Source organism: Picosynechococcus sp. PCC 11901 (assembly GCF_005577135.1).
Classification (GTDB): domain Bacteria; phylum Cyanobacteriota; class Cyanobacteriia; order Cyanobacteriales; family MRBY01; genus MRBY01.
In genome coordinates this window covers 186,812-209,935 of the sequence record NZ_CP040360.1, presented here as the reverse complement: position 1 = coordinate 209,935, position 23,124 = coordinate 186,812, and the positions used below count along the sequence as shown (strand labels likewise).

Here is a 23,124-nt window from a genome sequence, read left to right as displayed (position 1 = left end):
TACGGAATTTAGCAATCTCCCACCGTGGTCTGATTTTGATGCTGGCGTAGGGGGCATTGGCTGAGACGACTGTTTTAAAGCTGTTTGGGGTCAAAGTCTTCGGCATTCATCAAATCAAAACTGGTCGCAAAGGCTTCCTCCGGATTAAAGGCGGGCTTTTTCGGTGAGTTGAGTTGGGGGTTTGTTTTTTTCGCTGCCTGGCGGTTCAAAAGTTTTTTGGAAGGCTTGGGGGGAGCCTGCTTCGGTGGTTTTTGGGGCAGGGTTTCTTTTGATGTTGCTGTGTTCCGTGGCGGCGTAGGCTTTTTTGTAGGACGAGAGGTCAAGGAAGTCCGAGCGAAGGGGGTTTTGTTGGTGGCGTGCAACTGATCCGGGAACAAATGTTCAATGAAAAAATGAATCGTATGTTGATTGACATAGCCCTTTAATACCGCAATTTCCCCGAAGCGCAGAGAGCGTCCCCAGGCATCATGTTTTTGGGCTGCCAGAATATCCTCTAGCTGTTCTTCGTCAATGAGGTGGGCTTCCAGCAGATATTGACCAATATTTTTCCGTTCGGGCTGTGTGTGACGCATTTCCCAAAGCAGTTCAAAAAAATCAATGGTTTCTTCGACTGCCCAACCCCGGAGCGCGAGAATTTCGCCGAGGGACATTTCTGGATGCAACTCTCGGTCATATCGCACCACTTGGGCCTGGGTATCACTTAAAAGCCCCGCCTGAATTAGGGTTTGAATGAGAGTTTCCATAAATACCGGGTTTAGATGCAGTGGTCAGGAGCCTAGGTTAAGGCTCACTTTAAGAAATCGATGGGGAATAGGTAATGCTGCTTTTGATTGCTTGGAGATGTCTACATTTTAAGACAGTGGAGTTTTAGAATTATAGAACTTAATTTACATTTTAAAAAATAGAGAGTTTAGCGGCCGATGACTCAAAAATCAGCCGTTTTCTCAGATGGTGACCATGAAAATGTTGGCGTTTAGGGTATGACTTTTCTCAATTTTTTAAAAGTCATATTGTTCATATTTTTAATCATGGCATCATCAAAAAAGAAAATATTTCTTAAGTAAAAATACTGATCATCACCCCACCTCACAATAAAATCATGGCGGTGTGGCCAAGGCTACGGAAAAAAATATGCATATTTACAACCGCTTTATTCTTCCCTCTTTGCTGGATTATGTGATGCATCGCCAGGCGATCGCCCAACAACGGCAAACATTACTCCAGGCGGCCCGGGGCAACGTCCTAGAAATTGGCTTTGGTACCGGGGCCAATCTTCCCCATTACCCAGGGGGAGTAGAAACGTTGCATGTCGTAGAGCCGGAGAGAATGTTACAAAAACGGGTCGAGGCGCGGATTCGTCAATCGGGTTTACGGGTCGAGTGGCACGGCCTGCGGGGGGAGGCGCTGCCTTTTGAAGACCGCTATTTTGATACAGTAGTGAGCACTTTTACACTTTGCACGGTGCAGGAACCCGCCCAAGTGCTCCGGGAAATTCGTCGTGTCCTGAAAAAAGATGGCTACTTTTTGACCCTAGAACATGGCTTGAGTCCGGACGGGGCGATCGCCCAATGGCAACATCGGCTAAATGGCGTAATGAACTGTTGCGGCGGCGGCTGTAATTTAAACCGACCGATGGGGGCGCTCCTCAAGGCGGCGGGCTTTCAGGTGGAGACTCTCCGGGAGTTTTATTTACCGGCTCTGCCCCGTATTGGTGGCTATCTCACCATGGCGAAACTTGCTCCTTAGGGCCTGGGGGTTTACGGGGCGATCGCCTTTCTCTTAAAATTAAGAACGATTATCATTTCAAGAAAGCGAGAAACGAACGTGCGATCGCCAATAACTTTTTCCCTCGCGGCCCTAAGCTGTCTGGGGCTCCTCTTTGGTTGTGGTGCAGACCCCGCCACCCAGACGGAAACGTCCACTTCTAGCCCCGTAACCCCAGAGGCAACGACCCCCCAGCAGGAACCCCTGAAGATTACCGTTAGTGTTCTACCCCAGCAGTATTTCGTCGAAAAAATTGGTGGCGATCGCGTCCAGGTTTCGACCTTGGTTGGCCCTGGGATCGAAGCAGAAAATTATGAACCTAAACCCCAGCAGTTAAAGGATCTCAGTGAGGCCGACGCCTACATTGGCATTGGCATCTTTTTTGAAGAAGTGTGGGGCGATCGCCTCCGCTCCGCCAACCGAGAAATGACTTGGTTAGACACTGCCGAGGGCATCGAAAAATTACCCCTCGCCGATCACCACCACCATGGCGACGACGGTCACAGCCACAGCCATGACCACGAAGGCGAACTACTCGATCCCCACATTTGGCTGTCTCCCCAGCGGGTTAAACAGCAGGCCGAAAGTATTTATCAACTGCTCGTCCAACTCGACCCCGACGGCGAAACCATCTATGCTGATAATCTCAATCAATTTTTAGGGGAACTGGATCAACTCGACCAAACCATCCGCGAGCGGTTAGCACCCCTAGAAAATCGCACCTTCTTGGTCTTTCATCCTGCCTGGGGCTATTTTGCAGCGGACTACGACCTAGAGCAAATCTCCATCGAAGTCGAAGGCCAGGAACCCAGTGCCGCAGAACTTGCCCAACTTGTCCAAACCGCGAAGGAAAAGCAAATCCGCACCATTTTCGTGCAATATCAATTTAATGTCCAAGCTGCCGAGGCGATCGCCCAGGAAATTAACGCCGAGGTGGTGCCCCTCGATCCCCTCGCCCCCAACTGGTCAGAAAATATGTTGGCCATGACCGATGAATTTGTCCAAGCCAGTCGCCCCAATCCCACGGAGTAGTTCCCCCATGGAAACGGTCATTTCCCTCGAACGGGTCTGGGCGGGCTATCCGAAGACCCCTGTCCTCGAAGACATTAACCTCCAGGTACAGGCCTTGGATTTTATTGGTCTGATTGGCCCCAATGGTGGCGGGAAAACCACCCTGCTGAAAGTGCTGCTTGGTTTGGTGCAACCCCAACGGGGGACGATCAAAATTTTAGAGCGTCCCGTCACCCAGGGCCGCCGCTACATCGGCTACGTGCCCCAGATCCTAGAACTTGACCGGGATTTCCCGATCCAAGTCCGGGATGTGGTAAACATGGGGCGTTTGGGGAAACGGAAATTATTCCACCGTTACAACCGCAAGGACCGGGAAATTGTCCAGCGTTCCCTCGTCCAAGTGGGTATGGCTGATAAAGGCGATCGCCCCATTGGGGAGTTGTCTGGGGGGGAAAGGCAACGGGTTTATATTGCGCGGGCCTTGGCTTCAGAACCGAAAATTCTGCTCCTCGATGAACCCACCGCTAACGTTGATTCCCAGGTGCAGAATAGTATTTACGAACTGCTCAAAGAGCTTAATCAATCCATGACGATTATGATGATCTCCCACGACCTTGGCGCGATTTCTACCTATGTCAAAACCGTGGGTTGTCTGAATCGCCGCTTGCATTATCATCATGATCGCCTGATCACCCCCACCATGATCGAGGAAACTTACCAATGCCCCGTGGATCTGATCGCCCACGGCATTCCCCACCGGGTTTTTCCGGATCATGGTGATGGTTCTTCTTCGCCAACCCACCACCATTCTTCATCCTGCGACCATGCTTGACGCCCTCCAGTTCGACTTTATGCAAAATGCCCTCATGGCGGGAATCCTCGTCAGCATCGCCTGTGGTATTATTGGGACTTTTGTCGTCGTCAACCGCATTGTTTTTATTAGTGGAGGCATTGCCCACGCTGCCTATGGGGGTATTGGTCTGGGCTATTTTTTCCAATTTAATCCCATCTGGGGAGCGATCGCCTTTGGCCTGATTTCTGCCCTGGGGATGGGCTGGGTTGAACAACAAACCAAACAACGGGGTGATACCCTGATCGGCGTAATGTGGGCGATTGGCATGGCGATCGGCATTATTTTGATCGACTTTACCGAGGGTTATAAAGCGGGTTTAGAGAGTTATTTATTTGGCAGTATCCTGGCGGTGCCCCGGTCGGATCTGTGGCTAATGTTTGGCGTTGACTGTGTGATTATTGCCCTGATTGCCTTACTTTACAAAGAACTCCTCGCCATTTCCTTCGACCCGGTGTTTGCCACGACCCGCAATTTGCCCGTGCGGAGTCTGTATCTCGTCCTTGTGGGTTTAATTGCCCTGACGGTGGTGATGGTGATGCAAATCGTTGGTTTGATCATGGTGATTGCCCTCTTAACGATTCCGGCGGCGATCGCCAGCCAATGGCAGAAAAAAATCACGACGATGATGGGTTTGGCCAGTCTTTTAGGGATTAGCTTTACGACGACGGGCCTCTGGCTCTCGTATCGCTTTAATCTGACTTCGGGGGCAACGATTATCCTAGTTTCAGGGATTGCCTATCTCCTGAGCCTCGGACTCAAAGCCTACGGCGATCGCCAATCTACCCAACCAGAAGCCTAATGTCCAAGAAACTCACCAAAAACCAACGCACCATTCTCCAGCTCATCCAAGCCAAAGAAACCGAAACCAGCGCCCAAAATCTCCATTTCGAGATGCAGCAAACGGGCCTAAAAATCGGTCTAGCCACCGTTTATCGCGCCCTGAAATTACTGAAAGTCGAGGGCAAAATCCAAGAGCGGGTCACCCCAGAGGGAGAATCGTTCTATAGCAAAATTGGCATGACCGAACACCACCACCATCATTTAAACTGCGTCAACTGCGGCCAATCTTATCCCCTCGATAGTTGTCCCATTAGTCAAAAAATTACCGACTGGTGCCAAACCCAGAAGTTCAAGGTCTATTACCACACCCTCGAATTCTTTGGCCTCTGCGCCGACTGCCAGACTCAGGCCGATAATGCTGAATGTTTTAACGCCAACTGATAATAGGCTTCAGCATGGTCAATTAATTCTGCCGCTTGGGTCTCCCCCACATCCTTGAGGCGTTTGGCAGGAATGCCCACCATTAGCGATCGCCCTGGGACATCTTTTGTGACGACACAACCCGCGCCGATAATACTGCCAGCGCCGACCCGTACCCCATCTAGAACAATCGCCCCAATACCGATTAAACAGCCTTTCTCAATGTGGGCACTGTGGATGACCGCTTTATGGCCGATGGTGACGTAATCTTCGAGTACCGTCTGTTTACCCGGATCACCATGGAGTACCGCCCCATCCTGGATATTGCTAAAACGACCAATCTGAATCGCCTCTAGGTCACCCCGCACCACCGCCCCGTACCAAATGCTTGATCCCTCGGCGAGGCTGACATTGCCGATCACGGTGGCATTAGAAGCCACAAAGGCCGCTTGGCTCAGATCAGGGGTGGCAAGGGAAATATTAGACCAGGTGGACATGGTGGCTGTTGGCTCATTTTTCCCTATTCTAAAATGAGTTAGCCCGCATTTTTTTACTGCCCCCTATGCTGCACCAACATCAACGCGCCTTACAAATCCAAACCCAAGGAAAATCTCTCCACAAAATTACGGCCAAAATCGAGTCTTATGTGGCCGAATCGGGCATTAGAGCAGGATTATGTGTTGTGTTTGTGCGTCATACTTCGGCTTCGTTAATCATTCAAGAGAATGCGGACCCGGATGTGCTGTTAGATTTAGAAAATTTCATGGCGAAATTGGTACCAGAAGATGGCCGCTCCTATATTCACAGCGCCGAAGGCCCCGATGATATGCCTGCCCATATTCGTTCAGTGCTAACCAAAACCTCTGAACAAATTCCCATTGCCAATGGTCGCTTGGTTTTGGGAACTTGGCAGGGCATTTATCTCTGGGAACACCGCAGTTATCGCCATACCAGGGAAGTGGTGGTGCATATCTACGGGGAAAAATAATCCTTGAGGCCGTCGAGATCTAACTGAATTTTGGTGTCAATCAGTTGCCCTTGGGATAACAGGCGATCGCCACTGACCCAGGCTTGCTGCACGGTGAATTGGTACATCCGCCGGGGGGAAGCACTGAGGTAATCTGCGGCTTGTCGGGGTGTGGGTCGTTTGGCTCGCTGGTCGAATCCGCTTAAAACTTGTCGCAGGGGTTCTAATGCGGTTAATTCTGTGGCTGTTCCTGCAAAAAAGGCGGCTTTAATGCGACGAGGATCATAAACTGTGACCATCGCCCGGCCTTGGTTTTGGTAAAGATTTTGGGAATGTTGGGCGGCGATCGCCGATGACCAATAGAGGTTTAAGCTCTGATCCCAAACGAAAAGTAACGGGCTACTCCAGGGCAAGCCAGTCGGCGAACAGGTGCTGAGGTTGCAATAAATTTGTGTTTCGAGTAACTCTTTGACGAGGGCGATCGCCTCTGGGTCGGTGGCTTTGGTCGTATCCACCCAGCCGTTTTCTGCCGTTGCGAGTTGTGCCATTTAGGTGCCGGTTAAAGTGACGATACCGTAATGTTCCGGAGAAAGATATTGTCGCACTAAACGCTGGAGTGATTCAATCGTAAAGGTTTCGACCATCTGGGGATAGTGGTGGGCATAATCAAGGTTACCGAGGGTTTGGTAATAGCCGTAGAGCCCGGCCAACTGACTGGCGCTTTCCGTCGAAAAAATATGCTCATTACACAACATGCGTTTCGCCCGGCGTAGTTCAGCTTCCGTCACACATTGGGTCTGCAGATCAGCGAGGCGATCGCCAATCACCTGTTCCACATCGTCTAAATGTTCTGGATCGAGCCAGGCCTGAATCGTAAATAAACTAGAATCCCGTTGCAAAGAGAAACCACTGTTAATATCCAGAACCCACTGGCGTTTTTCCCGCAGCTCTTGCACCAGCCAAGCGGAAGTTGTCCCGGCCAGGATCACCGACAGCAAATCTAGACCAACTGCGTCATTAAATTGTTCGACCCCCGTCCCCAGCCAACCGAAGATTAAGCGCGCCATTTCCACATTGGGCACTTGAATTTCATTGCGACGAATCTCGATCAGAGGGGGTTCTGCCTCCACCTCAAAGGGGGGACATTCAGAGGGCACCTGAAAATCGCTAAAGTTGCTTTGAATGAGATCCAAGGCCTGGGCGACTTGAATATTACCAACCATGCTGATGATCAAGTTTTGGGGTTGATAATGGGTCCGGTGAAAACAGCGCATTTGGTTGGGGGTATAGCCACACAGTTGTTCGGCATTGCCCAAAATCGAGCGGCCATAGGGGTGATTTTCGTACAAAAGACGACTCAGGGCTTGGAAGGCGAGCCAGTCGGGATCATCTTGGCTGATGCTAATTTCTTCGAGTACCACCTGGCGTTCCCGGATAAATTCGGCGTCGGGAATGGTGGCATTGCGTAAAATATCGCTCAGATAGGGCAGGGTTTCTGGTAGGCGATCGCCTGTAGTGCTGAGGTAGAAATGGGCGTAATCGTAACTGGTGGCGGCATTACTCAGCCCACCACAGGTTTCGACAATTTGATCAAACTCACCGGGACAGACTTGGTGCGATCCCTTAAAGATCATGTGCTCTAAAAAATGGGCCATTCCTTCCCATTCTGTCGGTTCGGCGATCGCCCCCGCTTTAACCCACACATCGGTGACCACCACAGGCGTCCCCGGCAAATACTGATGCACCACCTGGAGGCCATTGGGGAGCGTAAACAATTGCACCGGATCGGGTTGGAGAGAGTAGGGCAAGGGGATAACCGAGGCTAAACTTACCCCCATCATAACCGCTTCTTTTCTGGGGCTTAAAGGAACATGAACTTAGCTAAACAACAACTTTTTTTTGCGACGCCCCGATACAGGCTTTAGTTAAGCAGACATTATTAAACATAAACAAGATTTATATGATTTTAGGGTTTATATTCTTTGGGCTTATTACTAGACTGTAGAAGAACAAGGTTTTGCGCCTACTTCCCAAAAAATACTTGCCATGATTATTTTTTCCCGCCGACCCTCTCTCAAAAATCCCAATCAGCAACTGCGGTTTTTGCCCACGACATCTTTCGATCTGCTCCAACCCCTCCGTCAATGGCTCAATGGCCTAGAAATTTGTGATCCAGATCGGGCCCGATTGATTTGTCAACTGGTGCCCGCCCAGTGCCCCTTTGCCCAAGAAATTTCCTTCGCTGGTCTGATTCACTTCAAAATTCCGCCACTGTGTAAGCTCAATCCCCTTTACGAAGAAGTCATCGACCTACGATTTAGAGCCCTTTGTTACCTCGCCGAAAAATGTCCGAGCGAAGTTTGTCGCTATTGCTAACGCTTTAGGTTGGCCAAATTGCCAATCTTGAAAGTCCAACTCTGGGTTTGCTCCTTAGGATGATGAACTGCCCCAGGATTTCTGAATAGTGAAGACGAGAAAAATCAATGGTCAAACTGAAACCAATCAGAGCGTATTCCACCTTATTTCGCTGCACGGCCCAAGCGACGCGGGTTCATCCAGCAACGTAGTTTTTAATTAATTTAATGCCAATGAAAACGCCTCAAACTTTTTCCCTCCCTTGGTACCGCTGGCTCAATAGCCAATATGTTGTGCGGTTGTTAGAAACGGTTCAAGATTTGATTGTGATTGGTCTGTGTGTTGGGCTGTTTAGCTTTATGGTGTTGCAACTGCGGGAGATGGTGCTTTCGTTGTTGCCGCCTCTGCAATTTCAGACGGTTACTTCTGATATTCTCTTTTTACTGATTTTGGTAGAGTTGTTTCGCTTGCTGATTATCTACCTGCAAGAACACCGGGTTTCTATCGGTGTGGCGGTGGAAGTGTCGATTGTTTCTGTGCTCCGGGAAATTATTGTGCGCGGTGTTTTAGAAACGCCTTGGACACAGGTTTTGGTCGCTTGTATTTTTCTGTTGGTTTTAGGGGCGCTGTTGGTGATTCGGGTTTGGTTGCCGCCCACCTTTGACGGGATTGATCCGGAGCAAGTCGTCTCACAGCGGCACCGTTCTCGGCGTCATCCCCAAGAAAAAGAGAATCACACGCTGATTTCCTAGAGAAATATTTTATCGGCAGCACCGGGTTTAAGTAATAGATGACTCGGTGCGATCGCCTTTGGTTTGCAGAGCCCAATTGCGGGTCAAGATCATCCGGGGATGGATGATTTTGTGCTGTTTAATGAGGTGTTTCAATATATAGTCACAAACCCCCGCCACCGCTCGATAAAGATTTTTTTCGCTCAATTGCCGCAGTTTTTGCAGTTTTTTACTATCGCCTCGATTGGGTTCTAGGGCATCAGCCACGAAAATAATGCAACTTAATTGATCCATGCCAGGGTGGCCGAGGGTGTGGTTGGCGATCGCCTGTAGGATCTGCGCATCCTGAATCCCAAACTCCGTCCGCGCCACAATTGCACTCACATCTGCATGGAGGAGGTGGGGCACATGGGCACAAATCGAATCAATTTCTAAACCGTGCTGTCGGGCGATTTGCAGCAATTTGGGTGGCGGAAAAAACTTAGCGAGATCATGTAATAATCCCGCCTGGGCCGCTTGGTCTGGGTCTGTTCCGTGGCGTTGGGCCAAGGCTTGGGCCATTTGTTCGACTCCAAGGATATGCTCGAGGCGATCGCGCGAAACATTGTCTTGCAACCAACTGATCACCTGTCCTCGATCTAGTGTCATGCAGCCCCACTCCTCCGACGAAACATCAAGATCTTTGTACAAAACCCCCTAAATCTCCCTTACTAAAACGATAACGAAAGGAGTTTCATGGGTGATAATCCTAGTGAAGAATACAACCTACGACCGGAAATTGGGATTTTGAGTACTGCCACCCCGACAAACCACCGCACCATTCGCCCCATTTCAACCTATGCCCTCCACGGTGTGGCATTCCACGACGGCTATTTTTGGGCCATTGAAAATATTAATGGCTATCTGATGCGGATCGATCCCCAAACCGATGCAACACAAATTATCAACTCCCGCACTTGGTCGGCTTTTATTGGGGCGACGGGCCTCGCGATCCAAGACGAGATTCTTTGGTTTACCAGCGGCGATCGCCTCTACAAATGCGCCATGACCGACGGCCAATGGAACCCCGAACTGTTTACCCGCTTTCCCGATACCGTTAATGGCGTCGCAATTTCTGGCAATAGCCTTTATATTTCCTGCCAAAAACGGGGTGAAATTTTTATCTACGATGCCACCAATGGCCGCTCCATCACTAGCCTTTATGCCCCCGGCATTGGCGTTGAAAATCTTGTAATTCGCGGCGAAGATCTCTGGGTTTCCGATAGCCTCGAACAAACCGTTTATTGCCTGGAACGGGCCACTGGCGAAGTAAAATTCAGTCTACTGACCCCCTTTGAATCCCCCACGGGTCTGACATTCTACCCGAATCCGGAAGGAGGCCCAGACATTCTCTATGTCGCCTATGCCTCCCAGGAACCCTACATTCGCGATAATCCCAACGCCGACCCCAACTACGAGCTCCAATACCGCGACGTTACCTTTCTGCATCCCCTCTATTTCCGCTACGATCCAGAGGCAAAATATGCCCTCTCCAATGGCTTTCTCCTGGAGATGAGCTACGTCGAAGAATTATCGCCCCTCGATCCCGTTGAATTGCAGGATCTCGAATGGAAAATTGCTCTCCCTGCCGAGACCGATCGCCAGCAAGTAGTCAGCATCGAACCCGTCGGTCTCCCCTTCACCATTGAAGAAAAAGAAGGCCAAAAGATCGCCGTCTTTAAATTCGACCAACTCAATGACCGACATCGTCATATCTTTGGCTGGCGGGCCATCCTCCAAGTGTGGGGCATTAAATATCAATTTACGCCGCCGGACTGCGAAAACCTCGCGCCGATTCCAGAAGCACTCCAAGCAAAATATTTGGTGGATAACGAAAATTTGGCCATGGAAACAGAGATTATCCAGCGGGCCGCAACCGATGCCGTGGGGAGCGAAACCAATCTGCTCCGCCAAATGTACAACATCCGCAACTATGTCTATGACCATCTCTCCTACGGCATTAAGCCCCACATCGACACCCCAGATATTGCCCTCCGGCGGGGGGTCGGCTCCTGTGGTGAATATTTAGGTGTCCTCTTGGCTTTGGCTCGGCTCAATGGCATTGCCAGCCGGACGGTGGGCCGCTACAAATGTCCAGCCCACGCCCACCTGAGAAATCTCCCTCTCCAACCCGATTACAACCATGTCTGGATGGAATTTTATCTACCGGGTTATGGTTGGCTGCCCATGGAATCGAACCCCGATGATCTGTGCGAGGGAGGGCCATACCCAGCGCGCTTTTTTATGGGACTCGCTTGGTACCACGCAGAAATGGCGAAGGGCGTCCCCTTTGAAAAGTTGTACCGCCAGGGGGAAATTGTCCCAAAAGAGCAAGTTTCCCTAGGGGATCTGGCCCTGAACCATGTGCGGTTTACGATCCTTGAGGAATTACAACCTTAATACTGAAGAACATCATCTGATTTTAGAGGTTAATCCGGGGTAGGCGATGCTTAAAACCACAGAGAATTTCCCAAGAAATCGTGCCCAATTGATTTGCCCATTGGTCAACGGTTAACTGCTGGTCATGATCAGTACCAATGAGCGTCACCACATCACCGACTTGGACGTCCGGAAGATGACTAACGTCAAGCATTAGTTGATCCATCGTAATCGCCCCAATTTGGGGGGCAAAGGCACCATTAACCAAGACTTTTAAGTTATTGGAGAGGCGACGGGGCACACCATCGGCGTAACCAATACCCACCACGGCCGTTTTTGTGTCTGTGGCGGTAATAAAACGGTGACCGTAGCTGACACCGGTATCGGGGGGCAAGGTTTTAAGTTGAGTAATGCGGGCTTTGACCTGGAGCACGGGTTTGAGGCGGACTTTGGGGCTGAGGTGGGGCGCTGGATAGACACCGTAAATAGAAAGGCCCAAGCGCACTAGATCGTAGTGGAGATCGCGGCTGTGGAGGGTGGCAGCGGAATTACTGATATGTCGTTTTGGGATCGGTATTCCCTGTTGTTCGAGCTTGGCGATCGCCGTTTGGAAGCGTTGGTGTTGCTGATCCATCGTCATGGGGTCTGGGTCGTCAGCGGTGGCAAAGTGAGAGTAGATGCTGGCAATGTTGAGGTGCGGAGCTTGGTGAACTGCCGCAACGAAGGGTAGCGCTTCCTCCCAGCGGGTGCCGAGACGGGACATTCCGGTGTCGATTTTGAGGTGTACAGGAAGTATTTTCCCTAATCGGGCGAGGGCTTCATTAAAAATAGTCACCTGGGACAGGTTACAGAGGGTGGGTTGCAAATCCCAATGGGCGATCGCCTCAATTTCTTCGGTGGTATTGGTGGCCCCCAAAACGAGGATCGGCGCGGTAATCCCAGCTTCGCGCAGTTCGACCCCTTCTCCTAAGGTGGCGATCGCCAACCAACTGGCCCCCGCCTTGAGTACCGTTTCAGCGACCTTGACCGCACCATGGCCGTAGGCATCGGCTTTTACCACCGCCATCAATGCCGTTTGGGGCGCGAGAATGTCCTTGAGGGCACGGATATTAGCCGCCAGCGCTTGATGGTCAATTTCTACCCAGGCCCGTTGGCGAATCGCTTTAGAAAACTGATAATGACGGCACGCTTGGGACACGATATGGGATAGCTGTTCTCCATCTAACACAGGCGATCGCTCCAATTTTGATAAGAATTTTTTGCTTATTTTATCGAGTGTAGAGTCTAGGCTCGTATTTTGGGGCCACAAAAGCAGCAATTACGCTCCATGGAAACAGGCTGATTCCTCCAAACAGAAGGACAAAAAATCGCCCCTTGAATGAACGAGAGGCGATCGCAATTCAGAACTGGAAAAATTAAGCGTTGATGTATTCCTGGAGCGGTTTCACATCGAGGGGATGCTCTTGGAGAGACCGAATTGCTGCCACCGTTGCTCTAGCTCCTGCCAAAGTCGTGATAATCGGCAGTTTGTAATCGAGGGCTGTGCGACGAATCATCCGCCCGTCCGCTTGGGATTCTTCCCCAGAGGGGGTGTTAATGATGAACTGAATCCAGCCATTTTTCATCCAATCCACCACGTGGGGCCGCCCTTCATGGAGCTTTAATACCAATTCCACATCTTCAATACCGTTCTCTAGGAGCACTTGGCGGGTGCCGGAAGTGGCCACAATCCGGAATCCCAATTCCATGAGATCCTTAACCACAGGCACGGCGGCTTCTTTATTACGGTCATTCATCGAGACAAAGACCGTTCCTTCTGTCGCCAGTTCAACCCCAGCCCCAATCTCCGCTTTAGCAAAAGCCTTACCGAAATCAACATCGATGCCCATCACTTCCCCGGTCGAGCGCATTTCGGGGCCGAGGAGAGTGTCGGTTCCTTCAAATTTGTTAAAGGGTAAGACGGCTTCTTTGACAGCAACATGTTTCGGGGTAATTTCACCGTCAATGCCTAATTCATCAAGGGTTTTACCGGACATCACCAAGGAAGCAATTTTCGCTAGGGGCCGTCCAGTGGCTTTGGAGACGTAGGGAACGGTACGGGAGGCGCGGGGATTCGCTTCGAGGATGTAGACTTGGTTATCCTTGACGGCGTACTGAATATTCATCAAGCCGACCACTTTTAGGGTTTGGGCCAATTTCACCGTCCACTCGCGGATCGTATTGATGACTTCATCGGGTAGGGAAGTGTGGGGGATGGAACAGGCGGAATCCCCGGAGTGAATACCCGCTTCTTCGATGTGTTCCATGATGCCGCCGATGACGACTTTTCCGGTGTGGTCACAGAGGGCATCCACATCGACTTCGATGGCGTTTTCGAGGAATTTATCGACAAGGATCGGGTGATCGGGTTCGACCTGGACGGCGTATTTCATGTAGTGGTCGAGTTCTTCATCGGAATAGACAATCTCCATTGCCCGTCCACCAAGCACGTAGGAGGGACGCACGACTACCGGATAACCGACGCGATTGGCAATCTTTTGGGCTTCTTTGTAGTCGCGGGCAATGCCGTTGGCGGGTTGGAGAATTTCAAGGTCGTGGAGGATTTTTTCAAAGCGCTCCCGGTCTTCGGCGGTGTCGATCGCATCGGGCTGGGTTCCCCAGATTTTGGTATCGACGGGACAGTCGCCTGCGTTAAGGTAATTGTCGAGGGGGACGGCTAATTTTAACGGGGTTTGGCCGCCGAATTGGATGATCACGCCTGCGGGGTTTTCGGCTTCGATAATGTTTAAAACGTCCTCTTTGGTGAGGGGTTCAAAATACAGGCGATCGCTGGTGTCGTAGTCGGTGGAAACGGTTTCGGGGTTGGAGTTGACCATGATCGTTTCGTAGCCCGCATCACTGAGGGAGAACGCCGCATGGCAACAGCAATAGTCAAATTCGATCCCCTGGCCAATGCGGTTCGGGCCACCGCCGAGGATCATCGCTTTGGGTTTGTCGGAGGGGACTACCTCAGACTCCGTACCGTCGTAGGTGGAGTAGTAGTAGGGCGTAAAGGCTTCAAATTCTGCCGCACAGGTGTCCACGAGTTTATACACGGGCAAGACACCGATAGACTTCCGGTAGGCGCGCACCGCATCTTCGTTGGTTTTGGTGGCGTAGGCAATTTGGCGATCGCTGAACCCTTGTTGCTTAATCACCCGCATATCCGCCGCCGAAATTTCCGTCAGGGGCGTTTGTTTCATAAAGCGTTCCGTGACCAGCAATTCTGCCATTTTGTCGAGGAACCAGATATCAATCGCCGTCAAATCATGAATTTCTTCGACGGTCATCCCTAGTTTCAACGCCTGATAAATGGTGAAAATCCGGTCGGGATTCGGTGTCCGTAAGCTCGTCGAAATGTGGCTTAGGCTGGGTAATGTTTCCTGGCGATCGCAGCCAAAACCATACCGTCCCGTTTCAAGGGAGCGTAACGCCTTTTGGAAAGACTCCTGGAAAGTGCGCCCGATCGCCATCGCTTCGCCCACGGATTTCATTTGGGTGGTGAGAATCGGTTCTGAACCGGGGAATTTTTCAAAGGCAAAGCGCGGAATTTTCGTGACCACATAGTCAATGGTCGGCTCAAAGGATGCGGGAGTTTGCTTTGTAATGTCGTTGGGGATTTCGTCGAGGGTGTAGCCTACCGCCAACTTCGCTGCAAATTTGGCGATCGGGAAGCCCGTTGCTTTCGAGGCTAGGGCAGAAGAACGGGACACGCGGGGGTTCATCTCGATGACAATCACTTCGCCGTTGAGGGGGTTCACCGAAAACTGAATGTTCGAGCCACCCGTTTCGACACCAATTTCACGAATAATTTTGAGGGAGTAGTCTCGCAACCGCTGATATTCCTTATCGGTCAAAGTTTGGGCCGGGGCCACGGTAATCGAATCGCCCGTATGTACCCCCATCGGGTCAATATTTTCAATGGAGCAAATAATCACGACGTTATCGGCGAGATCCCGCATCACCTCCAGTTCGTATTCTTTCCAACCGAGGAGGGATTTTTCCACGAGAATCTGGGATACAGGGGAGGCTTCTAAACCGGACTTGCAGATTTTTTCGTATTCTTCTTGGTTATAGGCGATGCCGCCGCCACTACCGCCCATGGTGAAGGCTGGCCGAATAATGAGGGGGTAACTACCGATTTCGATAGCGACTTCCCGTGCTTCTTCCATTGTGCTGGCAATGCCGGAAGGACAAACGGGGACACCGATCCGGGCCATGGCTTCTTTAAAGAGGTTGCGATCCTCGGCCATCTCAATCGCTTCTAATTTCGCACCGATCAGCTCGACGTTGAATTTTTCGAGGGTGCCGTTCTTCGCCAGGGAAACCGCTGTGTTTAAGGCCGTTTGGCCGCCCATGGTGGGGAGCAGGGCATCGGGCCGTTCTTTTTCGATGACTTTAGCGACAATTTCGGGGGTGATTGGCTCAACGTAGGTGCGGTCGGCGGTTTCTGGATCCGTCATAATCGTGGCTGGGTTGGAGTTGACCAAGACCACTTCATAGCCTTCCTCCCGCAACGCCTTACAGGATTGGGTGCCGGAGTAGTCAAACTCACAGGCTTGTCCAATCACAATGGGGCCAGAACCAAGGATTAGAATTTTTTTGATATCGTCGCGGCGAGGCATAGGGCTACTACGTTCACTTTCGAAATTGTCTCAATCATTCTATCTGCTCTGATGCCGATTCTTAACGCGATCTGGGGCGGAACGGCAAGCCAAGTTAGATTTAGCTGACATCCGTGGTTTTGTGGCGATCGCCTTGGGGAAAATATCGTCAGTTCCTCACCGCTTTGGGGAAGATCGGCGTTTAGGGGAATGGCTTGATGCCGTAAGATTTACCGAGAGAATTGATTGTGATTTCCTGCGAGGGCTAGTGCCGTTATGACAGAAGCTAAAAAAACCTGGAGCGATCGCTTTGATACATCGCTACATCCGGCGATCGCCGTGTTTAATGCCAGTATCGGCTTTGATATTGAACTGATCGAATATGACATTACGGGTTCAGTGGCCCATGCCCAGATGCTCGCCCACACGGGGATTATTTCCGCCGAAGAAGGGGCAACCCTCGTCCAAGGTTTAGAACAAGTCCGCCAGGAATATCGCGAGGGCAACTTTCACCCCGGCGTCGAAGATGAAGATGTGCATTTTGCTGTCGAGAAAAGATTGACGGCAATTGTTGGCGATGTGGGCAAAAAACTCCACACCGGGCGATCGCGCAATGATCAGGTAGGCACGGATATTCGTCTCTATCTGCGGGACAAAATTCGCGGCATTCAACAGCAATTGCGAGACTTTCAACAGGTTTTATTGAATCACGCGGAAAACCATATAGAAACTTTAATCCCCGGTTATACTCATCTACAACGGGCGCAACCGATTAGTTTGGCGCATCACTTGATGGCCTATTTCCAGATGGCCCAACGGGATTATGAACGGCTTGAAGATGTCTACAAGCGCACCAATACTTCTCCCCTTGGCTGTGGCGCTTTGGCGGGGACAACTTTTCCCATTGATCGCCATTTCAGCGCGAATTTACTCGGCTTTGAACGCCTCTATCAAAACAGTCTCGATGGGGTCAGCGATCGCGATTTTGCGATTGAGTTTTCCGCCGCCGCCAGCTTGATCATGGTGCATCTGAGCCGCTTGTCGGAGGAAATGATTTTTTGGGCCTCGAAGGAATTTAGTTTTATTACCCTAAGAGACAGTTGCGCGACGGGGTCGAGCATTATGCCCCAAAAGAAAAACCCGGATATTCCGGAATTGGTGCGCGGCAAAACGGGTCGCGTGTTTGGACATCTCCAAGGGTTACTCGTGCTGATGAAAGGTTTACCCCTCGCCTATAACAAGGATTTGCAAGACGATAAAGAAGGCCTTTTCGATACGGTAAAAACGGTGCAGGGTTGCCTCGAAGCGATGACCATTTTGCTCGGTGAAGGGATTGAATTCCGCACCCAACGCCTTGAGGAAGCAGTAAACGAAGACTTTTCTAACGCGACCGATGTGGCTGATTATTTAGCGAGTAAAGGGGTGCCGTTCCGGGAAGCCTATAACCTCGTGGGCAAAGTAGTGAAAACCAGTCTTGCCGCTGACAAATTGCTCAAGGATTTGACGATGGACGAATGGAAAGCGCTGCATCCTGCCTTTGAAGAAGATATTTATCAGGCGATCGCCCCCAAACAGGTGGTTGCCGCCCGGAATAGTTATGGGGGTACAGGGTTTGAACAGGTGAAATTGGCGATCGCTGAAGCCCAAAATCTTCTGACCAATCCCTAGCATTTCGCTGGAGAGGGTATCGAGAGGATACTTTCTTTGTAATGGATAGTGGCGATCGTTATTGCACTAATGACTTGTTAGCGAGCTATAGTGTTTTCTCTCAACCATTCTACTAATGCTTCTCGTCCTAGCTCACCCGATGCGATCGCCAACACCACATATTCTTGTTCATCCACAGAGGCGTTAATTTCCATACCATTCAGGACAAGAAAAGTTTCCATCACAGCATGACCTGTGCGTTTGTTTCCATCGACGAATGGATGATTCATGATGATCGAAAATCCTAGTGCTGTGGCTTTTTCAAACAAACTTGGGTATAGATCTTCTCCACTAAACGTCATACGAGGTTGGGCGATCGCCGACTCCAACAAGCCTAAATCTCGAATGCCAAATGCCCCACCGGATTGCTCAATGACTCTGTGGTGTAATGCCAGTACCTCGATTAACGTCAGAAAACGCACTATGCTAACCGCTGATACAACTCAGTATTTTTTGTGAGAACATAATCGGCTGCATCAACAAACCCCGTTTTTTGAGAATTAAGCCAATCCTCTAGGCTTGCCTTCAGTAAAACTTCAATCTCAATCCCATGCATGGTTGCTAAATCTTGCAGCTTTTGGAATTGGGTATCTGAAAGGTCAAGGGTAATAGAAGCCACGGCAATCGCCCTCCTAATATTTTTGTGCTAAGTCTAGCATCGACTCCAAACATTTAAGGATATCGAGAGAGTATTCCCTTAGTGATGGATGGTGGCGATCGCCCCGACTAACCTAGCCACCATTTTGCTGCCTGACTTGCTGCAACAACTCTTGAATGGATAAAACGGGTATGGGTGAATTCAAAAAACCTTGAGAGTCACGGGTCACAATTGCTTCTAATCCTTGGTTGACGGCGCTAAAGATTTGAACAGCGTCTTCAAAATCAGCCAAGCCAGAATTAAAAGCTGATTCCAGAACGTCTCGATCAACTGGACAAATCATCATGGCAGTCAGTATTTCTGAGACTGCTTGCCGCGCTTGCTCAACATTACGAGTATGTCTGCGTGAGATATAAAAAATGTCTGTTAGTGTTGTTGCTGTGACATAGCCAACAATCTCACCTACATCAATTGCCTGAAACAGCAGTTCTGCATCCTGGAAAAATGGCTCTCGTTGCAGTAAAAAATCTAAAATAATATTGGTATCAACTAAGACTTTCACTGAAGATACTTCTCCGCCCGTCTCTCTTCCAGCATCACTGCCACTTCGTCATCTGTTGGCGCGGGTTGTTCCGTTTTTAACAATCCTTTCATTCGCCGAATTGCCCTAGAGCGGTCTGCTTGAACAGCGGTCGTATTTTGTAAGGACTCAACGATAGCGGCGATTAGCGCGAGGCGATCGCTAGGTGGCAACTTGAAGATTTGCGCTTTTAGTTCTTGTGACAACATAGATTACTCCCAGGTTCAACGGGATTTCCCATTCAGTATGAGTGATCCTATTCTGAATGACCAAGGTGATGCTCGGTGCTTTGTCGGAGATTTTGATCTGGCGATCGCCCCTCAACAGATGATTACTGCCTTGATTTGCTGAATCTCTAAAAACTTATCCAACTGTTTTCCAAAGCCAAAAGCCAACGCCAAGAACTAGAATAATCCCAGCAATCCACGCAAATTTCGTCCAATTTGAAGCAGGCTTCACCGGGGGAATGGGTTCTACTTGAAATTTTGGTGTATTGAGATGTGAAAGTAGATTTTCCGGCGTGGCAATATTCTGGAAAATCTTTGTGACCCCAGGCCAAACATAATCAGTATTGTAAGCATTGGGGCCATCTTTAACGCCGCCAAAATCCTTAAATAAAGCATCGTCATAATATTGGGTCGAAGTTACGGCTTGATTATGAAAGGCGACCAGGGGCGGATCGTTTTCTGGGTTGGAATAGGAAAAATAAATCGCCTTATTTTCACTGGCGATCGCCTCATAGTTAGAAACAGCTTGCCCCCGCATCGGATCGACCCATTGGCTGGGCGGCACCAAGGTATCAGAACCACCATGTAAGATGGCCACGGGCTGCTTTAGATCTTGTCCCGTATCCTGAATCAAAATCGGGGCTGCCGTGAAAGGAGACCGGAACAACTTCAAAATCCAAATCGCAATTTTGGGGATGCCCATTTCCGTGCTAACGGCGGGATCGGCTGTGACGATTTGCTTCGGGAAAAAGCGATTGCTAGGCGAATTTTTCAGCACAGAGGGGAGACTTAAGGCAATTAATCCCCCCAGAGAATGACCAAAGGCAAAGGTCTCTAAGCTTTCCTGATTCCAGTGGGCATAGCGTTCTTGGGTCGTTAAATATTCCCAAGCATCTTCTGGGAGGGCGATCGCATTACTCAGCCATTCCGTTGGTGAATGCACTAGGCTCAAACCCACCGTAGACAAAAGATGAATCAAATTTTTCCCATACTCCCGCCGAAACCAGCTACACACAGTCAACAGCAAAATAATCACGACCAAGGCCCAGGCCACGCGGCGCAAGTCTCCCGTCGTAAAGGCAGATAGGCCACGGCTTAAACCCGTATCATTCTGTTCGTAAATTTCTGAAAATAGAGGGTGAATATCTTCTGTTGCTAAGGTCTTCTGGGCTGACTTTTGAGTTTGCGTCGCAGCCGCTAGCCATTGCTGAATATGGGGCTGAGATTGTCGGGGTGGCGTTGGCGTTTGGGGTGCTATATTTGGATAAAAACTCCGTTGAAAGTCAGGAAAAAAGACAATGTACCCCTGCTTTACCAACTCAAGCAGATGGGCCTCATAAAAAGAAGGCATACAGAGGGCAAACCCATGGAGATAAAGAATGGCATTCAGCTTTGTGCCAGGATTTGAGGCGGACTCTGGGACATACACGCGAATAAATGTCCCGTCTGCATGGCTGCCGCCCTGGTACACATAACATTTCCCCTCCGGCACATGCTCGCACATCCAAGATTCAGAAGCCGCCAGTGACATAGCCTGTAGATCCCCCTAATGAGATGGTGTAAACGCAGATTTATATAGTGTTTTGGCGCTAGTCATACTTTTAACGCTTTTCCTCAGTTTTGTGGTTGAGTTTATAATCAGCCGCTGGCCAAATTTTATTAATCTCATCGGCCTGGTGCTGGGCATTAAATCCCTCCCAGATAATGCCATTCACATCCACTTCTTGGGTAAATTCCGTTGCCGTAGGATCTTCCCAACCCAAATGTCTCAGGGAACCTGGAGGGCAGGTAGAATCTTGGCGCACTGAGAGGTTTAAACTGCTGGTTCTCCAGAGGGCATATTCCCCCGGAATAAATAAGCAAGGCGCTGTCCCTAAACGGGCTGTATAGTCCGCAACGGTTGCTGCAATTTTGTCGGTAGAAAGGGCGAGGTGTAGTTTCTTCATCGCTATTTATTTTTAAGATTCTGGGGCATCGGTCGCCGCGACCTTACTTTGGTTTCGCCAAATACCAGTGATCCCAGCCGTCACAATATGAGACAACAACCCAGCCGGCCCCGCAAAAAGACATAGGGCGAGGGAATGGCGGGTGAAAATGCCTTTTTCTAACCCCTGTTGATAAATCCAGCGCCCGACAAACAAATCCATCACGAGAAAATGCGTCCAGCCAGTGGCCATCACCGGCGGTAACGAAAATAAAGCCGCTAAATCACTCAAGGTGGGATTTGACCAGATTGCGGCTTGGTCTGGATCGAGGGAAAGGGCGAACAAACCGACATATACAACGGCCAGAATCCCAAAGGGCACCAGGGAATCCATGAGTTTTTGGGTGCCTTGCCATTGGGGGGCAATGATCATTAATCCCCAAAAGGGCAATACAAATAAGTTTGTAAGATTAAATACAATGTCTAAGTTTTCTAACGTCATATTACTGATAAGTAACGGTATAGACAGGGTTTGCGGCCCATTTGGGTATGATAACCGTAGCGTATCAATCTTGCTGACTTTACACGGTAAATTTAAATCTTAAAAAAGTATTAATAAGGTTTAGAATAGGTGTGTCACTATGGAGACAATAAGGTGTTTATTCGACTGGCTCAACAACATCGTGATTTCGTAAAAGACCTCGTCATGAGTCTACAGGCCCTGGCGATCGCCCTTGAGAACCGTGGTTACCTCGCGTCCTGCTATACCTGCGGCACCGAACTCAATAGCGCTTCCTTTATGGTGAGTCTAGGCGAAAATCATCTCATTCGTTTTCTCGTTTCCGATTATGGCATCACCTGGACAGAAATGCGTGATGAGCGGGAGCTGATGAAGCTAGAAGGCGCAGAAGCGATCAGCCAACTCCAGGAGCTCGCCAACATGATCAAGTACGAGCGGGAACTGCCCAAAGAATTTTCTTACCAGCGTCCTGAATCTGACTCTTTGGTCACCCTCTAGGCCCTGGTTCAATTGCTTCGTCTAGAAACGATTTTTTAATTTCTCCTCAATTTTCGGACTGACTGCCATGGATCTCCCGAATGGGTGGAGATCTCTTTTGCTTGGCGACTCATATTTTTAAGGGTTGCTGTTTAGGAGCCAAAAATCGGCAGAAAAATGGTCACAAACAGATAAACAACTGGCGCAGTAAAGACATAGCTATCGGTGCGGTCGAGGATGCCGCCGTGGCCCGGAATCAACTGTCCAGAATCCTTAAAGCCCGCATCCCGTTTCATGATGGATTCGGTTAAATCTCCGAGCAGGGTGGTGACGCTAATGAGCAGCCCCAGGAGTGCGCCTGTAATGGGCCACCATGACCAATCCAAATACCAAGCACCGGCGATCGCCACGAAGATAGTCCCCAAGGCTCCAAATACAGCCCCTTCGACGGTCTTTTTAGGGCTAATAGCCGAGAGTTTCGTTTTCCCTAGCCATTTACCCATGAAGTAAGCCCCAATGTCGGCGGCCCAAATACAAACCATCACGACAAAGGTCAACTTGAGGGCCTGGGGCAAATTAAACCACTCTCCCCAGGAAGCTGGAAGATAGCCATAGAAGGGTAAATTACTGACTGCTTCCGTTTCTGCGAGGCTGCCCATCCTCAGTCGTACCCAGTAGCTGGGCATATAACCGCCGTAAAAGAGTCCCAAAATTGAGGTGGAGAGATCGGCAATGGTTGCCATTTTGGGCTGGAATAGAAGATAAAAGCAGATAAACGTCCCGGCGAGGGGAAAAAGGGCGTCAGCAAGGCTCGGACTCAAGGTCGCAATCACAAGCAACAATTGAGACACGACTAGGGTGGTTTTTACCGCTGGTGCTAATCCCTTTGCCCGAACCATCCGGAAGTATTCCTGTTGGCCGAGAAAGACGAGGATGCCCATCCCCAAGGTAAAGTACCATCCCCCCAAGACAATGAGGGTCAAGGCCAGGGCGATCGCCACTACACCACTAATGATTCGCGACAAAGACATAAAACTGCAAGCTCACGGCTGGGGGCTTCAATAAAAGAATTAAAGCGGGTTCCCCAGGGTTGTTAAAGAAAATTTTATCAAACGTTAACAAGATTCACGGTACAGACGCGATGAATTC

Annotated in this window: 26 protein-coding genes; 11 read left to right on the top strand and 15 right to left on the bottom strand. The window is 50.0% G+C overall.

Features of this window, described 5'->3' with window-relative positions:
• Positions 1-74 precede the first annotated feature (74 nt).
• Positions 75-743: a hypothetical protein gene (locus FEK30_RS02130; protein WP_138071498.1), complete on the bottom strand. Its 669-nt coding sequence runs from the start codon at positions 741-743 to the stop codon at positions 75-77.
• A gap of 388 nt (positions 744-1,131) precedes the next feature.
• Between FEK30_RS02130 and FEK30_RS02125 the strand changes: the two genes are divergently transcribed.
• From FEK30_RS02125 to FEK30_RS02105, 5 genes are all read left to right on the top strand, one after another.
• Positions 1,132-1,746 carry a class I SAM-dependent methyltransferase gene (locus FEK30_RS02125; protein ID WP_138071496.1) on the top strand — a complete coding sequence of 205 codons (615 nt, stop codon included), beginning with the start codon at positions 1,132-1,134 and terminating at the stop codon, positions 1,744-1,746.
• 120 nt (positions 1,747-1,866) lie between these two features.
• Positions 1,867-2,796, top strand: coding sequence for a metal ABC transporter solute-binding protein, Zn/Mn family (locus FEK30_RS02120; RefSeq protein WP_065711727.1), 930 nt, complete (start codon positions 1,867-1,869; stop codon positions 2,794-2,796).
• Positions 2,797-2,803: 7 nt separating this feature from the next.
• Entirely contained in the window at positions 2,804-3,607 is an 804-nt protein-coding gene (locus FEK30_RS02115) for a metal ABC transporter ATP-binding protein (protein ID WP_138071494.1), read from the top strand.
• Positions 3,600-4,427 carry a metal ABC transporter permease gene (locus FEK30_RS02110; RefSeq protein WP_065711301.1) on the top strand — a complete coding sequence of 276 codons (828 nt, stop codon included), beginning with the start codon at positions 3,600-3,602 and terminating at the stop codon, positions 4,425-4,427. The genes FEK30_RS02115 and FEK30_RS02110 overlap by 8 nt, the downstream gene beginning before the upstream one ends.
• Positions 4,427-4,849 carry a Fur family transcriptional regulator gene (locus tag FEK30_RS02105; protein WP_012308094.1) on the top strand — a complete coding sequence of 141 codons (423 nt, stop codon included), beginning with the start codon at positions 4,427-4,429 and terminating at the stop codon, positions 4,847-4,849. Before FEK30_RS02110 ends, FEK30_RS02105 begins: the two co-directional genes overlap by 1 nt.
• Here FEK30_RS02105 and FEK30_RS02100 read toward each other — a convergent pair.
• A complete protein-coding gene (locus FEK30_RS02100) occupies positions 4,813-5,325 on the bottom strand; it encodes a gamma carbonic anhydrase family protein (RefSeq protein WP_138071492.1) in 513 nt (170 codons plus the stop codon). The genes FEK30_RS02105 and FEK30_RS02100 overlap by 37 nt on opposite strands.
• A gap of 65 nt (positions 5,326-5,390) precedes the next feature.
• On the opposite strand from FEK30_RS02100, the gene FEK30_RS02095 reads away from it, so the two are divergent.
• The gene (locus FEK30_RS02095; protein WP_030007627.1) at positions 5,391-5,816 is read left to right on the top strand and encodes a secondary thiamine-phosphate synthase enzyme YjbQ; all 426 of its coding nucleotides are present in this window, start codon (positions 5,391-5,393) and stop codon (positions 5,814-5,816) included.
• On the opposite strand, the gene FEK30_RS02090 is transcribed toward FEK30_RS02095, so the two are convergent.
• Positions 5,801-6,343 (bottom strand): pyridoxamine 5'-phosphate oxidase family protein, encoded by a 543-nt coding sequence (locus FEK30_RS02090; protein WP_138071490.1) that lies wholly within the window; start codon positions 6,341-6,343, stop codon positions 5,801-5,803. The genes FEK30_RS02095 and FEK30_RS02090 overlap by 16 nt on opposite strands.
• Positions 6,344-7,636, bottom strand: coding sequence for a M16 family metallopeptidase (locus tag FEK30_RS02085; RefSeq protein ID WP_181445672.1), 1,293 nt, complete (start codon positions 7,634-7,636; stop codon positions 6,344-6,346).
• Between the two features lie 205 nt (positions 7,637-7,841).
• On the opposite strand from FEK30_RS02085, the gene FEK30_RS02080 reads away from it, so the two are divergent.
• Both FEK30_RS02080 and FEK30_RS02075 read left to right on the top strand, forming a co-directional pair.
• Positions 7,842-8,171 carry a Mo-dependent nitrogenase C-terminal domain-containing protein gene (locus FEK30_RS02080; RefSeq protein WP_030007630.1) on the top strand — a complete coding sequence of 110 codons (330 nt, stop codon included), beginning with the start codon at positions 7,842-7,844 and terminating at the stop codon, positions 8,169-8,171.
• A gap of 212 nt (positions 8,172-8,383) precedes the next feature.
• Positions 8,384-8,902 carry a phosphate-starvation-inducible PsiE family protein gene (locus tag FEK30_RS02075; RefSeq protein ID WP_045442251.1) on the top strand — a complete coding sequence of 173 codons (519 nt, stop codon included), beginning with the start codon at positions 8,384-8,386 and terminating at the stop codon, positions 8,900-8,902.
• 27 nt (positions 8,903-8,929) lie between these two features.
• On the opposite strand, the gene yqeK is transcribed toward FEK30_RS02075, so the two are convergent.
• Positions 8,930-9,529, bottom strand: a complete 600-nt coding sequence (yqeK, locus tag FEK30_RS02070; protein ID WP_138071488.1) for a bis(5'-nucleosyl)-tetraphosphatase (symmetrical) YqeK — start codon at positions 9,527-9,529, stop codon at positions 8,930-8,932.
• Between the two features lie 87 nt (positions 9,530-9,616).
• Here yqeK and FEK30_RS02065 point away from each other — a divergent pair, with 87 nt between their 5' ends.
• Positions 9,617-11,320 (top strand): transglutaminase domain-containing protein, encoded by a 1,704-nt coding sequence (locus FEK30_RS02065; RefSeq protein ID WP_181445671.1) that lies wholly within the window; start codon positions 9,617-9,619, stop codon positions 11,318-11,320.
• A gap of 22 nt (positions 11,321-11,342) precedes the next feature.
• Here FEK30_RS02065 and alr read toward each other — a convergent pair whose 3' ends face one another.
• A complete protein-coding gene (alr, locus tag FEK30_RS02060) occupies positions 11,343-12,527 on the bottom strand; it encodes an alanine racemase (protein ID WP_181445670.1) in 1,185 nt (394 codons plus the stop codon).
• A 187-nt stretch (positions 12,528-12,714) separates the two neighbouring features.
• A complete protein-coding gene (carB, locus tag FEK30_RS02055) occupies positions 12,715-15,963 on the bottom strand; it encodes a carbamoyl-phosphate synthase large subunit (RefSeq protein ID WP_030007634.1) in 3,249 nt (1,082 codons plus the stop codon).
• A gap of 255 nt (positions 15,964-16,218) precedes the next feature.
• Here carB and argH point away from each other — a divergent pair, with 255 nt between their 5' ends.
• Complete coding sequence (gene argH / locus FEK30_RS02050) at positions 16,219-17,610, top strand: argininosuccinate lyase (protein ID WP_138071486.1); 1,392 nt, start codon at positions 16,219-16,221, stop codon at positions 17,608-17,610.
• A gap of 77 nt (positions 17,611-17,687) precedes the next feature.
• Here argH and FEK30_RS02045 read toward each other — a convergent pair whose 3' ends face one another.
• The 7 genes from FEK30_RS02045 to FEK30_RS02015 form a co-directional block, all read right to left on the bottom strand.
• Positions 17,688-18,071 carry a type II toxin-antitoxin system death-on-curing family toxin gene (locus FEK30_RS02045; RefSeq protein WP_168191106.1) on the bottom strand — a complete coding sequence of 128 codons (384 nt, stop codon included), beginning with the start codon at positions 18,069-18,071 and terminating at the stop codon, positions 17,688-17,690.
• Positions 18,071-18,268, bottom strand: a complete 198-nt coding sequence (locus FEK30_RS02040) for a hypothetical protein (protein WP_030007637.1) — start codon at positions 18,266-18,268, stop codon at positions 18,071-18,073. Before FEK30_RS02040 ends, FEK30_RS02045 begins: the two co-directional genes overlap by 1 nt.
• A gap of 112 nt (positions 18,269-18,380) precedes the next feature.
• Positions 18,381-18,809, bottom strand: a complete 429-nt coding sequence (locus FEK30_RS02035; protein WP_138071482.1) for a type II toxin-antitoxin system VapC family toxin — start codon at positions 18,807-18,809, stop codon at positions 18,381-18,383.
• Positions 18,806-19,036, bottom strand: a complete 231-nt coding sequence (locus FEK30_RS02030) for a hypothetical protein (protein WP_138071480.1) — start codon at positions 19,034-19,036, stop codon at positions 18,806-18,808. The genes FEK30_RS02035 and FEK30_RS02030 overlap by 4 nt, the downstream gene beginning before the upstream one ends.
• A gap of 154 nt (positions 19,037-19,190) precedes the next feature.
• Entirely contained in the window at positions 19,191-20,585 is a 1,395-nt protein-coding gene (locus FEK30_RS02025) for an alpha/beta hydrolase family protein (protein WP_255447919.1), read from the bottom strand.
• Between the two features lie 70 nt (positions 20,586-20,655).
• On the bottom strand, positions 20,656-21,000 hold the full coding sequence (locus FEK30_RS02020; protein WP_138071478.1) for a hypothetical protein: 345 nt from the start codon (positions 20,998-21,000) through the stop codon (positions 20,656-20,658).
• Between the two features lie 12 nt (positions 21,001-21,012).
• Complete coding sequence (locus FEK30_RS02015; protein WP_030007642.1) at positions 21,013-21,480, bottom strand: ABA4-like family protein; 468 nt, start codon at positions 21,478-21,480, stop codon at positions 21,013-21,015.
• 153 nt (positions 21,481-21,633) lie between these two features.
• On the opposite strand from FEK30_RS02015, the gene FEK30_RS02010 reads away from it, so the two are divergent.
• Complete coding sequence (locus FEK30_RS02010) at positions 21,634-21,996, top strand: DUF1815 family protein (protein WP_012308076.1); 363 nt, start codon at positions 21,634-21,636, stop codon at positions 21,994-21,996.
• A 131-nt stretch (positions 21,997-22,127) separates the two neighbouring features.
• Here FEK30_RS02010 and FEK30_RS02005 read toward each other — a convergent pair whose 3' ends face one another.
• The gene (locus FEK30_RS02005; RefSeq protein ID WP_030007643.1) at positions 22,128-23,006 is read right to left on the bottom strand and encodes a phosphatidate cytidylyltransferase; all 879 of its coding nucleotides are present in this window, start codon (positions 23,004-23,006) and stop codon (positions 22,128-22,130) included.
• Positions 23,007-23,124: the final 118 nt, after the last annotated feature.

Coding starts and splice junctions, on each gene's coding strand:
- FEK30_RS02130 (WP_138071498.1), bottom strand. CDS start 743: ATGGAAACTCTCATTCAAACCCTAATTCAGGCGGGGCTTTTAAGTGAT.
- FEK30_RS02125 (WP_138071496.1), top strand. CDS start 1,132: ATGCATATTTACAACCGCTTTATTCTTCCCTCTTTGCTGGATTATGTG.
- FEK30_RS02115 (WP_138071494.1), top strand. CDS start 2,804: ATGGAAACGGTCATTTCCCTCGAACGGGTCTGGGCGGGCTATCCGAAG.
- FEK30_RS02110 (WP_065711301.1), top strand. CDS start 3,600: ATGCTTGACGCCCTCCAGTTCGACTTTATGCAAAATGCCCTCATGGCG.
- FEK30_RS02105 (WP_012308094.1), top strand. CDS start 4,427: ATGTCCAAGAAACTCACCAAAAACCAACGCACCATTCTCCAGCTCATC.
- FEK30_RS02100 (WP_138071492.1), bottom strand. CDS start 5,325: ATGTCCACCTGGTCTAATATTTCCCTTGCCACCCCTGATCTGAGCCAA.
- FEK30_RS02095 (WP_030007627.1), top strand. CDS start 5,391: ATGCTGCACCAACATCAACGCGCCTTACAAATCCAAACCCAAGGAAAA.
- FEK30_RS02090 (WP_138071490.1), bottom strand. CDS start 6,343: ATGGCACAACTCGCAACGGCAGAAAACGGCTGGGTGGATACGACCAAA.
- FEK30_RS02085 (WP_181445672.1), bottom strand. CDS start 7,636: ATGATGGGGGTAAGTTTAGCCTCGGTTATCCCCTTGCCCTACTCTCTC.
- FEK30_RS02080 (WP_030007630.1), top strand. CDS start 7,842: ATGATTATTTTTTCCCGCCGACCCTCTCTCAAAAATCCCAATCAGCAA.
- FEK30_RS02075 (WP_045442251.1), top strand. CDS start 8,384: ATGAAAACGCCTCAAACTTTTTCCCTCCCTTGGTACCGCTGGCTCAAT.
- yqeK (WP_138071488.1), bottom strand. CDS start 9,529: ATGACACTAGATCGAGGACAGGTGATCAGTTGGTTGCAAGACAATGTT.
- FEK30_RS02065 (WP_181445671.1), top strand. CDS start 9,617: ATGGGTGATAATCCTAGTGAAGAATACAACCTACGACCGGAAATTGGG.
- carB (WP_030007634.1), bottom strand. CDS start 15,963: ATGCCTCGCCGCGACGATATCAAAAAAATTCTAATCCTTGGTTCTGGC.
- argH (WP_138071486.1), top strand. CDS start 16,219: ATGACAGAAGCTAAAAAAACCTGGAGCGATCGCTTTGATACATCGCTA.
- FEK30_RS02030 (WP_138071480.1), bottom strand. CDS start 19,036: ATGTTGTCACAAGAACTAAAAGCGCAAATCTTCAAGTTGCCACCTAGC.
- FEK30_RS02025 (WP_255447919.1), bottom strand. CDS start 20,585: ATGTCACTGGCGGCTTCTGAATCTTGGATGTGCGAGCATGTGCCGGAG.
- FEK30_RS02020 (WP_138071478.1), bottom strand. CDS start 21,000: ATGAAGAAACTACACCTCGCCCTTTCTACCGACAAAATTGCAGCAACC.
- FEK30_RS02015 (WP_030007642.1), bottom strand. CDS start 21,480: ATGACGTTAGAAAACTTAGACATTGTATTTAATCTTACAAACTTATTT.
- FEK30_RS02005 (WP_030007643.1), bottom strand. CDS start 23,006: ATGTCTTTGTCGCGAATCATTAGTGGTGTAGTGGCGATCGCCCTGGCC.